The sequence below is a fragment of the Anaerostipes sp. CAG:276 genome, assembly GCF_000432215.1.
In the GTDB taxonomy this organism is placed as follows: Bacteria; Bacillota; Clostridia; order Lachnospirales; family Lachnospiraceae; genus Anaerostipes; species Anaerostipes caccae.
Genome location: NZ_FR889202.1, coordinates 82,368 through 93,378, shown reverse-complemented (window position 1 = coordinate 93,378; position 11,011 = coordinate 82,368). Strand labels below are relative to the sequence as shown.

The 11,011-nt window shown below is 45.7% G+C and carries 11 protein-coding genes; 2 read left to right on the top strand and 9 right to left on the bottom strand.

Features of this window, described 5'->3' with window-relative positions:
* Positions 1 to 921 (top strand): inositol 2-dehydrogenase (gene iolG / locus QVP35_RS13595; protein ID WP_288187930.1); only part of this gene is annotated, 921 nt, incomplete at its 5' end.
* Positions 922 to 969: 48 nt separating this feature from the next.
* Positions 970 to 2,373 (top strand): MFS transporter, encoded by a 1,404-nt coding sequence (locus tag QVP35_RS13590; protein WP_009289361.1) that lies wholly within the window; start codon positions 970 to 972, stop codon positions 2,371 to 2,373.
* Between the two features lie 227 nt (positions 2,374 to 2,600).
* On the opposite strand, the gene QVP35_RS13585 is transcribed toward QVP35_RS13590, so the two are convergent.
* From QVP35_RS13585 to QVP35_RS13545, 9 genes are all read right to left on the bottom strand, one after another.
* A complete protein-coding gene (locus QVP35_RS13585; RefSeq protein ID WP_009289362.1) occupies positions 2,601 to 2,900 on the bottom strand; it encodes an Abi family protein in 300 nt (99 codons plus the stop codon).
* A gap of 269 nt (positions 2,901 to 3,169) precedes the next feature.
* Positions 3,170 to 3,793: a dihydroxyacetone kinase family protein gene (locus QVP35_RS13580; RefSeq protein ID WP_009289363.1), complete on the bottom strand. Its 624-nt coding sequence runs from the start codon at positions 3,791 to 3,793 to the stop codon at positions 3,170 to 3,172.
* Positions 3,794 to 3,813: 20 nt separating this feature from the next.
* A complete protein-coding gene (locus QVP35_RS13575; RefSeq protein ID WP_009289364.1) occupies positions 3,814 to 4,821 on the bottom strand; it encodes a dihydroxyacetone kinase subunit DhaK in 1,008 nt (335 codons plus the stop codon).
* 12 nt (positions 4,822 to 4,833) lie between these two features.
* Positions 4,834 to 5,502: a class II aldolase/adducin family protein gene (locus QVP35_RS13570; RefSeq protein ID WP_009289365.1), complete on the bottom strand. Its 669-nt coding sequence runs from the start codon at positions 5,500 to 5,502 to the stop codon at positions 4,834 to 4,836.
* The gene (locus QVP35_RS13565; protein WP_009289366.1) at positions 5,496 to 7,574 is read right to left on the bottom strand and encodes a BglG family transcription antiterminator; all 2,079 of its coding nucleotides are present in this window, start codon (positions 7,572 to 7,574) and stop codon (positions 5,496 to 5,498) included. The genes QVP35_RS13570 and QVP35_RS13565 overlap by 7 nt, the downstream gene beginning before the upstream one ends.
* Positions 7,575 to 7,601: 27 nt before the next feature.
* Positions 7,602 to 8,606 (bottom strand): dihydroxyacetone kinase subunit DhaK, encoded by a 1,005-nt coding sequence (locus tag QVP35_RS13560; protein WP_009289367.1) that lies wholly within the window; start codon positions 8,604 to 8,606, stop codon positions 7,602 to 7,604.
* 30 nt (positions 8,607 to 8,636) lie between these two features.
* Complete coding sequence (locus QVP35_RS13555; protein WP_009289368.1) at positions 8,637 to 10,010, bottom strand: PTS galactitol transporter subunit IIC; 1,374 nt, start codon at positions 10,008 to 10,010, stop codon at positions 8,637 to 8,639.
* A 52-nt stretch (positions 10,011 to 10,062) separates the two neighbouring features.
* Positions 10,063 to 10,338 carry a PTS sugar transporter subunit IIB gene (locus QVP35_RS13550; RefSeq protein WP_006567625.1) on the bottom strand — a complete coding sequence of 92 codons (276 nt, stop codon included), beginning with the start codon at positions 10,336 to 10,338 and terminating at the stop codon, positions 10,063 to 10,065.
* Between the two features lie 57 nt (positions 10,339 to 10,395).
* Complete coding sequence (locus QVP35_RS13545; protein ID WP_009289369.1) at positions 10,396 to 10,860, bottom strand: PTS sugar transporter subunit IIA; 465 nt, start codon at positions 10,858 to 10,860, stop codon at positions 10,396 to 10,398.
* Between the last annotated feature and the right edge of the window lie 151 nt (positions 10,861 to 11,011).

Here is an 11,011-nt window from a genome sequence, read left to right as displayed (position 1 = left end):
CTTGCAGATCCTTTTATGACAGAGGATACAGCGGCATGGGCAAAAGAAATGGGTGTTGAAAAAACAACCAGAGATTACAAAGATATCTTAAATGATCCTCAGATTGATGCTGTTTTAATATGTTCTTCCACAGATACACATTCTACAATATCAGTGGAAGCCATCGAGGCAGGAAAACATGTCTTCTGTGAAAAGCCGATCGATCATGACGTAAAGAAAATCCAGGAAGTCGTAGACGCTCTGAAAAAAAGCAATGTAAAGTATCAGGTAGGATTTAACCGCCGGTTCGACCACAACTTTGAAGCAGTAAGAGATGCCGTGGCTGCCGGAAAGATCGGTGAGACACAGATCATCAAAGTGACATCCAGAGACCCTGAACCGCCAAGTGCTGATTATGTAAAAGTCTCCGGCGGAATGTTCCTTGACATGACGATCCATGACTTTGATATGGTACGCTTCCTGGCAGGATGTGATGCCGAAGAGGTATATGTGGAAGCAGCCGTCTTAGTAGATCCGGCCATCGGTGAGGCAGGGGATGTGGACACTGCAGTCATTACTTTAAAAATGAAAAACGGCGCGCTCGCAGTCATCGACAACTCAAGAAAAGCTGTTTACGGATACGATCAGAGAGCCGAAGTATTCGGATCAAAAGGAATGGTTGCTACCGCAAATGATTCCGTATCCTCAGCCGTGATCAGCAATGCAGACGGTGTAACCGGAGAAAAACCTCTTTACTTCTTCCTGGAGCGCTATATGGCCGCTTACGCAAAAGAAATTAAATGCTTTATCGACGCCATTGAAAAAGACACAGACACACCTCTGGGAGTTATGGACGGACTTGAGCCGGTACTCATGGGGCTTGCAGCTAAGAAATCACTGGAAGAACACCGCCCTGTAAAAATTTCTGAAATCACGGTGTAAAGAAACACCAGCCTGCCGGTTTTCCCGGCGGGCAGGCTGTCATGCCATATGAAATTAAGGAGAAGAAAAATGGATAAAAACTATGTCAAAGGCCACAAACTCACCTGGGGAACCCGGGTCTCCTACGCAGGCGGGGACGTGGCATGTAATGTAATCTTCGGAATGATCGGTACATTGCTTACGCTTTTTTATACTGATTATGTTGGAATCAATCCGGCAACTGTCGGATTGGTCATGCTGATTTCCCGGCTGTTTGACGGAGTGTCTGACTTAATCATGGGTGTCATCGTTGAGCACACCAACTCAAAATGGGGAAAATCAAGGCCGTGGATCTTATGGATGAGCATCCCTTATGCTCTTTCAGCCGTACTGCTTTTCACTGTGCCTCATACAACCGGAATCGTTCAGGGAATCTACCTGTTTGTTACATATAATTTTTGTACCACAGTCTGTTATACAGCTATTAATCTTCCATATGGAAGCCTTTCTGCCATGATGACACGCGTCTCTTCTGAGAGAGATATGCTGAGTGTCGTTAGAATGGGATTGTCACCGATCGGACGTATCGTAGCCGTTACCTTTACTCTTCCGTTAGTAAAGATCTTCGGGGATAATCAGGCTGCATGGGTTAAGACAATGTCTATCTGGGCGGTTCTTGCATTGATCCTGCTCATCAACTGTTTCCTCAAATGCAAAGAGACCGTTGTCATTGCGGCCAAAGATAAAGTAAAAAGTATCCCTCTGAAAAAGGGCCTGAAAGCCCTTGTCACAAATCAATACTTCTGGGCAGTTCTCGTATTATGGATGCTTCAGAGTGTATCCTTTGGTATCTCAGGGACCATCCTTCCATACTATTGTAAATACATTTTCCACAACGATACCTGGATGTACAGTACATTGTATCTGACGGAAACTCTTACTTTGGTAGCCTGCATCTTTGCCTGTGCGCCTCTGATCGGAAAATTCGGAAAAAGAAACGTTGCATTTGCCGGAGCATTTATCGCACTGGCCGGGCAGCTTCTGTTCTTCCTGAATCCTTACAGCTTTCCGTGGATGGTCATGAGCTGTGTGACTCGTGCTGTCGGACTCGCTCCATTAAATGCAGTTGTCTTCGGAATGATCGGCGATGTGGTGGAATTTGGTCAGTGGAAGACACATATCCGTCAGGAAAGCCTGATCTTTGCAGGAGGCTCCATCGGCACAAAAGTCGGCGCAGGTGTGGCATCTGCCGCCATGACAGGACTCCTCTCTCTGTCAGGATATATCAGTTCTGCTGCCGGTGCTGTGACACAGCCAGGGTCTGCACTGAACATGATCATCAACATTTATAAAGTAGGGCCGGTCATTGTTGCGGCATTAGCGGTCATCACGCTTTCGTTCTACAAACTGGATAAACAGTACGATTCGATTATGAAAGAATTGATCGACCGTGAAGCCAGAGGTGAATTGTAGCGACTTCTTATAAAATAAAAAACAGGCTATAAAATGGCGGGGTTTTTATCACAACACTCCGCCAGAAGCCTAAGCGATTTGTGCATAATATACTTGATTAGTTCTGTCCTTTATTTTATGTATTCATACACTGAGATGTTCTTTCCAATCCATTGTAAAATTCATTGTATGAAGACTAATAATATTTCTGTTTCTTTTAAATAATAAGCTATTGCCGACATATTATTCTAATATATCTTCTTTTCTTTGAAAATTGAAGAATCCTTCAGAATCAATGCATCTCCATGAATTAGTAAAGCTTCTACTAAATGAGCTTTTAATGCAACCTCTATTTTAGATATCATTGAGAATATCAGGTCAGAAAGCTTTCGATCGAGACGATATAATGTCAGAATATCTTCAAATTTGGTTCCCAAAATATATTTTTGGGTAGAGTTATTATATAATTGAAACGAATATCCCCTCAGCCGATAATAACCAATTATTTTTAATGCTTTTTCTGCATCCTCTTGAGAGACAATCTCCATATCTGAATCAATGTACGATTGTATTTGCTGCGTTATCGTTAATATTTGTTTTGGATACTAATACATGAAACACTCTATAAATGAAAAAAGTCCCACCGGGTTGCGCATAAAAATCAGAGGCGTGGTGGGCTCTGTTAATATCATTATACAATTTCAATCATATTTACAAATATTTGTTTATTAAATTGTTTAATTTACATTATAAATAAGAGAGCCAAAATTTATTATAAAATAGAAATTTTGGCTCTCTTATTGTAATTTTATGCTAGTTATTTTGTACTCTTCTCAAATGCCTTCATAATAAGCACCGCCACATATGCCCCCGGATCTTCAAGACTTCTGGAAGCCTCTCCCCTGGTTGCGGCGCGTCCGTGAACCGCAAGCATGGTGGTCGTATTCTTGAAACCGTCCTCTGCTGCCTTTACTGCACCGGCTGCCATCTCTTCCAGAGAAGCACCCGATGCCGCAGCGGCATTCAGACTTTCCACCGCCGGGTGGATACCGTCAATAAACGTCTTTTCTCCCACTTTGGCTTTTCCGCGGTTTGCAACACCTGCTTCATAGGCCTCAAAAAGCTTTGCCACATCGGCATTCTCAAGCATTTCCGTACCCTTCAGGACTTTGCCCGCCTGCATAAGTCCCGAAGCCATCAGTGTGCCCATCGTAGACGGCACCGCAGATGCCATGGCCTTTCCGGCCTGGTATAAAAGCTTTCCGGCATCCGTAATGGAACCGTCTGCGACTTTCTCATAGGCGGCCTTAAATCCGTCCCCCATGGTCAGTCCCAGGTCACCGTCTCCCACGATGCTGTCCATCTCGATCAGATGATCCCTGTTTTCTGACATGATATCACTGATCTCTTTCAAAAGCCTGATTAAATAACTGTTATCCATCCTTAATTCTGCCTCCTCACTTACTGGCGGAAGAACGGTGTCTTCGCATCACTATCCAACATTTCTTTGAGCTCGTCATCCAGCTTCAGCAGAGAGATTGAAAATCCTGCCATCTCCAGTGCAGTGGCATACTCTCCCACATAATATCTGTGAACACTGATTCCTTTTTCTGAGAGCACCTCGTCAATGTGACGGGTCACAATATACTGTTCATCTAAAGTGGTGGCTCCAAGGCCGTTGACGAGGACAGCCACTTCATCGCCGCTCTCATACGGAAGATCCGCAACGATCTGACCTAACATCTCATCTACGATCTGGTCTGCCGGCTCAATTTTCCCACGTCTGATACCAGTCTCCCCGTGGATGCCCATGCCGATCTCCATCTCATCTTCCCCAATGGAGAATCCGGCTTTTCCGACTCTCGGCACGACACAAGGGGTCAGGGCGACTCCCATAGTCCGCACATTGGCATTTGCCTTGTCGGCGATTCTTTTCACGTTATCCAGATCCATCATCTTGTCTGCGGCAGCCCCTGCGCATTTAAATACAAAGAAAATACCTGCCACTCCCCGGCGGGTGCTCTTCTCACCCGGTGCGGAAGGACCGGCAGAAGCCACATCATCGGCCCCGAGAACGGTCTCCACGCGGATATCCTCTTCCATGTCCGCCATCTCGGCCGCCATATCAAAGTTAAAGATGTCTCCGTTGTAATTTCCATAGATATAGAGCACGCCTGCCCCGCTGTCAATCTCTTTTGTCACGGCAAGCATCTGTTCTGCACTCGGTGACTGGAATACATCACCCACGCAGCAGCCATCCAGCATGCCCTCTCCAACATAGCCAAGAAACAGAGGAAGATGTCCGGAACCGCCTCCTGTAGCGATGCCTACTTTTCCTTCTTTCTTGTATTTAGACACAAGGCACTGAAGATCGCCGTCTGTGCAGGTCACCATGTCTTTATGTGCGATATAGATGCCGCTGAGCATCTCTTTTAAATAATTGTCCGGCTCGTTGATAATCTTCTTCATCTCTCACACTCCTTATTTATTTGGGAATTTAATCTGTGAAGGATATTCCCAGCTCTGTAATTCCTCCGGCGGGAAGTAATCCGGCTCCTGTCCTCCATTGGCAGCAAGGCAGTTGAAGTATAACTGAGCCAGTTCTTCGATGTAAGAAGCTTTCAGGTAAGCATCGTAAATTTCTCTGCCGTCTACTGCAACAGCGCCGTGTCCCTGCAGAAGGAAACAGTCTGCTTCCTGAACCGGTTCAATAACACTGTCAGACAGGTCCGTGGAACCCGGGCGTCCGTATGGAGCTACCGGAATTCTTGACTTGCTCACTCCTAAGTTTGCAACTTCGTATACAACAGCCGGAATCGGTTTTTTCAGCACTGCAAATGTGGTGGCATACATTGAGTGTGTATGTGCTATCGCATTGACATCCGGTCTTGTCTTATAGATCTGTAAGTGCATCAGGGACTCGCTGGTAGGACGCAGTCCGGAAAGATTCTCAACGACATTGGCATCCAAGTCTAAGACAACCATATCTCTTGCCGTTAAAAGCTCTCTGTCCACCTGAGTCGGTGTAATGACTACATAGCCTGTTTCTTTATCCCTGGCACTGAAGTTTCCGGACAAATGTTTGCATAATCCGTCCTTCTGTGCTCTTTTTGCAATCTGGACTACATCCTTTTTTAATGATTCTAACATAATGATTTCTCCTTTTCTTTTTGAACAATGGTAAGGATCTCTTCCGGCTGTTTTGCCTGCTTCAGCTTCTTCAATGCAGAAGGGTCCTCCAGGATCTCATTCAGCTGAAATAATACTCCTAAATGATTGGTGGCATCCGGAGTCCCAAGAACTATGACAATGTCCGCGTTTAAATACCCGTTGATGTCAATTCTTTCCGGAAGCTTTAACAATGAAATACAGATCCGTCCGGCTCCGTCCTCCACTCCCGCATGGGCGATGATGACTCCGTCTGCGATCATAATATATGGCTTGTCTTCCCGGATGATCTGGACCATCCGCTCCACATAGCGCTGTTCGATATCTCCCCGTGCAAGCAGCGGCGCCGATGCTGCCCTTACGGCATCTTCCCATTCCATGGGCTCCTCTGATATTTGGACCGTTTCCTTTGTAAGTACATCTGCCAGCATAGGCTGTTCTTTCATCTCCGCCGTTCTTTCTGCAGTTCCCTGAACATTTACAGGGTTTAAAACTCTGTTGATCTCTCTGACCAGCGCGTCCCGGTCCTTAATGACTGCGTGCTGTTCCACAGCCCTTACAATTTCTGTCACATCGACTTCGTGAGGCATAATACCATTAATCTCACTCAATACCTTTTCTCTGAACTTATGCTTGGAAGCTTCATCGAGAAATGGTTTTACAAGAAACTGAAGTTTATCCGTCTCCAGACGGACCATAGTAAAGACTAATTCAAATTCTTCTTTGTATTCGGTAAAATCTCTCATAGAAAGGCATGTGAGGAACTCGATCTCCGGAAACAGCTCCCGCAGTGTAAAAAATAAGAAGTTGGAAACCGACACCCCATTGGCACAGACAATTACAGCTCTTTTTTTCTGATTTTCTATGTCCAGGATTCCTTCTCTCTGAAGCCATGCCCCGAAGAGTGCTGTAATATAAACCAGCTCTTCATCAGGAAATTCACTTCCAGCCAGTTCCTCCAGAGGTTTCATGGATCGCTTTACCATGGCGTGCAGGGAACTGTATCTGGGGAGTACCATGTCTACAATACTCTGCTCGATATGATAGTGGTATTTGACCCTGTAAAACGCCGGCTTCACATGCTGAAACAGAGCTTCCAGAAGGATATCCCGCTCCTTGATGTTGACGCATATAATCTTTTCAAAATTGTCGATGACCTGCCTGGCCGCCTCCATGATCTCCACTTCACTTCTCAGATTATCCGACTGGAACCTGTGATAGTTGGAAATCTGAATCTGCGCTGCAAAAAAAATCTTTTCTGTCTGCCATGCCACATCGTGCTCTTTTGCAAATTCCACCATGACAGAATACTCTTTTGTCCCGGCAATATGCTGAAAGGATTCAGGAAGATCTTCCAGGATTCTCCCTTTCTTGATGCGGATCAGCACCAGACAGAGAATATAAGGAAGTTCCCTCAGCCTTTCATCGGTAAAACGGATCTTTAACTTATTCTCAATCTCACTGATCTGCCCCCGCACCTGCTCCATGAGTTCCGGATCGACCTGGGAAATCTCCAGAATGGCTTCCTGCCCGTTCGGCATATTTAAAATCTGCCGAACAATCGGGATCATGGCCTCCCGTTTGCAGAATTCACTTCCCGCCAGATGGTATCCGTCCTGCCTGCTGTAATGGATTCCAAGGCCGTACGGCGCCAGCCTTTCCTCCAGTTTCTTTACGTCGATCAAGAATGTATTCTTGCTGATATCCAGCTTTGATGTAAAATGGTAAATTGATAACTCTTCCCTTGCGCACAGAAGGATCAGGAAGATCAAAGCTCCCCGTTCTTTATCAGAGTACACATAGGTACTGTCTTTGATCCCGATATCCTCGGTCTGGTACTGTTCCAGCACAGGAACCGGTATCACAAATTTCCCGGTGCGCAGTCTTTCTATCTTGGGCAGTCCGTTATCCGCCAGGTACTGGTTGATCTTATCCATCGTATAGCTGACCTGCTTCCTGGACAAATCTAATGACTGCTCCACTTCCTTTCCAGTTATAGACGGATTATTTACAATTGTTTTTAATACTAAATAGCCTCTTTCGTCTAAATACACTAGAATCCCTCTTTCATCGTTCTGCTGCTATCTGGTAACCTCAATACCCGGTGATTTTGCCTCGTAATCCAGCAGTTCCTTTAATTCCTCATCCAGGCGCATAACCGTCAGCGCAGCTCCGTTCATATCAAGGGAAGTCACATAGTCCCCGACAAAAGTCTTATAAACGGAAATTCCCTTTTCTCTCAGGTATCTTTCAATTTCATCGTACAGTACATACAGTTCCATGACCGGTGTCGCCCCGAGACCGGAAAGCAGCACCGCCGCCTCTTCCCCTTCTCCGAGTTCCAAGTCGTTTACTACTGTCTCAGCCATGTTCTGCGCAATCTTTGCGGCAGGCTCCAGGTCCTGCACATTGATGCCCGGCTCCCCGTGGTGTCCGATCCCCACCTCCATGCTTCCTTCTTCAATATGGAAATTAGGATGACCAACTGCGGGTATGGCACATGGACTTAATCCTACACAGATACTTCTTGTATTGTCCACTGCTTTTTGGGCAGATGCAATGACCTCATCCAGGTCTCCGCCTTTTGCTGCCCTGGCTCCCCCGATCTTCCACATAAAAACGCCGCCTGCGATCCCATGGCGTTTTTCCTTCGTTTCTTTCGGAGATGAAGCCACATCATCGTTTGCGGTTACATACTTTACAGTGACACCGGCTTTTTTCGCTTTTCGGACAGCCATTTTTACATTCATGTTATCTCCGGCATAGTTGCCAAACAGGCAGGCGACACCTTTCCCTGCATCTGCTTCCATAAATGCATCGTAGAATGCCTGGGCTGACGGCGAAGAAAAAACTTCGCCGACTGCCACAGCATCCACCATATTCTTTCCGACATAGCCAAGAAAAGCAGGTTCATGTCCGCTTCCGCCGCCTGTCACCAGACCGACTTTCCCTTCTACCGGCGTATTTATGTATTTTACGACACGGTCGTTGGCCTCAGACTTGACGATAAGATCCCCGTGAGCCTTTAAAAACCCCTTCAGCATATCTTCTACGACGTAATCCGGATCATTCACAAACCTCTGCATATTTCTATCTCCTCTTCTATGTCCTTCAAATTAGTTGTTTGTTTCCTGTTTTGCCTCTTTGACAAGGCTTCTGTAATACATTACGAAGCATACGACCCAAACGATCAGGATTACCAGCGGAATAAAATCTCCGTCCAGTATTTTAAACACATGTGAGAAGGCATAGGTCTGGATCGGTCCGTCGATGGAACTGTTGGAGATCATTTCTCCCGCTTTCAGAGATACGGCTCCGGTAGTACGTGCAAGATCTGTCATAAACGGCGCGAATGCAGTACCAACCCATAAGAAGACCGGTGCGAAAATAGTACACAGAATAATCATACGGATCAGGTTTCCTCCTGTTACAAGGAATGCCGGCACAGCAAGGGCGATGTTGATGATTCCCGCAAACGGAAGGATTTCGTTGCCCGGAAGGAACATAGAGAACAACAGTGTGATCGGCACAGAATAAATGACTGCCAGCCAGATCTCATTGGACCCTCCCAGGAATGGCCAGTCAAGGCCTACTACAAGAGTTCTTCCTGAGAATTTCTTGTTCATGAAGTCACTGACTGCCTCTGAAATCGGAGCCAGGGCCTGCATGAAGTATTTTGTGATAACCGGGAACAGGGTCAGCGCAGTTGCGGCTTTGATGGCCAGTGTCAAAGTGTCTGCCACGCTGTATCTTGCGAGAACACCAAAGATGATACCGAGAATAAATCCAAGGATATGGTTCTCAGCAAAAATACCGACTTTTTCTTTCAATGCGGCAGCGTCAAACTGTTTGTTCAGTGCAGGTACTTTCTTTAAAATACAGTCGATCGGATACATCACAGCGCCTAAAAAGGTCATCTTGTGAGTACAGGTAACTCCCGGGATACCGGAAAGCTTTTCGATCCTGTGCTGATGCATATCTGCGGCTTTCAGCTCAAATATGATCTGAACTGCTGCTACCACAAATGCGCATGCAACGGAACCTGCCGCTCCGAAATGCGGTTTTGTAATTGCTACAACGGCAACCGCCGTAAAGATCTTTCCCCATACGTTCCAAAGATCGGCGTTGAATGTATTGGTCTTATTGATTACCAGCATAATGACATTGACGATAATCAGCAGCGGGAACATTAAGAATGCGTACGGCCAGGACCATGAGATAGTTGACATCGTGGTCCATCCTCCATCAACGATCGGCAGTGAAATACCCGTTGACTTTAACATAGCCTGTGCTGCCGGGCTAATGGTGTCTGTCATAAAGGAAATGAGCATGGTCATTCCAGTAAACGCAACACCGAGTGTGATACCTGCGGAAACCGCATCTTTTACTTTCATCCGAACGATCAGTCCCGCGATGATGATAATGATCGGTACAAAAATCGCGGCCCCCAAACTTAACAGATAATTGACAACTGAACTCAATACTTGCATACAATCTCTCCTTTCATCCTCTTATGATGTGTCTTTTGTAGTTTTTCTCCTCTTATTTACATGCCTCGATCAGCTTTTTCAGTTCTGCATCCTGGCCTACTCCGGTTAAGAATGCGATTCCGTTGATCACCGGGATCGGATACTCCTTGTCAATCTTAGTGATCGCGATATATGCCACGCTGGAATCCATATAGCGGTCTACGGATTTTAAATCTACCGCTTCCACCTGAGCGTCTACCTTATTTTCTTTTAATAAACGGTTCACCTTGCTTGCTACTGTCTGAGATGTTGCTACTCCGCTTCCGCATGCTACAATGATCTTTTTCATAATTTTTATTTCCTTTCTTGAGATAAACCCTTAATTTCATTTACTTTCATTCAGTGTTTAGAGTCCTTTCATGGAAAGAATTGCTTCCATATACTCTTCTTCGGTTTTTGCATCCATAAGGCGTTTCATCAGGGACTCATCCTGGAAGTTTGCCACAAGGATCTGAAGCAGTTCCACATGCTCATCAGAACGCTTAAAACCAAGCATAAAGACAAACTTCACATCATGTTCCACATCGTTTGCTGCCATTTCACACCACTTGACCGGTTCTTTTAATCTGACCGGCGCAATGAATGGCTTTAAGATGTGTTCCGGATCTGCATGAGGGATCGCCACCGGATACGGCTCTACTGCCAATGCCGTCGGGAAGTTTTTCTCCCTTGTCTTGATCGCATCCACGAATGAGCTCTTTACAAAACCAAGTTCTTCAAGTTTTGCGGCCATCTTGTCAAAAAAGTCATCGGTGTCTGCCGCTTCCATATCCAGCTGGATCAGGTCTTTGTAAATCATGTCGCGTTTCAAACATTATCACTCCTTTTCTTTTTATTTTCATTTCGTTCTTAGTACTCTTAAATTGTAACCCTGTAATACCCACTAAAACAATCTGAATTGGGTCCCAAAGTTGCTCATTGAATTGCTCATCACAAGCATGCGCAATCCGATTGCGCAACGC

Excerpts from the sequence above, each read along its gene's own strand:
- QVP35_RS13590 (WP_009289361.1), top strand. The coding sequence starts at position 970 with ATGAAATTAAGGAGAAGAAAAATGGATAAAAACTATGTCAAAGGCCAC.
- QVP35_RS13585 (WP_009289362.1), bottom strand. The coding sequence starts at position 2,900 with ATGGAGATTGTCTCTCAAGAGGATGCAGAAAAAGCATTAAAAATAATT.
- QVP35_RS13580 (WP_009289363.1), bottom strand. The coding sequence starts at position 3,793 with ATGGATAACAGTTATTTAATCAGGCTTTTGAAAGAGATCAGTGATATC.
- QVP35_RS13575 (WP_009289364.1), bottom strand. The coding sequence starts at position 4,821 with ATGAAGAAGATTATCAACGAGCCGGACAATTATTTAAAAGAGATGCTC.
- QVP35_RS13570 (WP_009289365.1), bottom strand. The coding sequence starts at position 5,502 with ATGTTAGAATCATTAAAAAAGGATGTAGTCCAGATTGCAAAAAGAGCA.
- QVP35_RS13560 (WP_009289367.1), bottom strand. The coding sequence starts at position 8,606 with ATGCAGAGGTTTGTGAATGATCCGGATTACGTCGTAGAAGATATGCTG.
- QVP35_RS13555 (WP_009289368.1), bottom strand. The coding sequence starts at position 10,010 with ATGCAAGTATTGAGTTCAGTTGTCAATTATCTGTTAAGTTTGGGGGCC.
- QVP35_RS13550 (WP_006567625.1), bottom strand. The coding sequence starts at position 10,338 with ATGAAAAAGATCATTGTAGCATGCGGAAGCGGAGTAGCAACATCTCAG.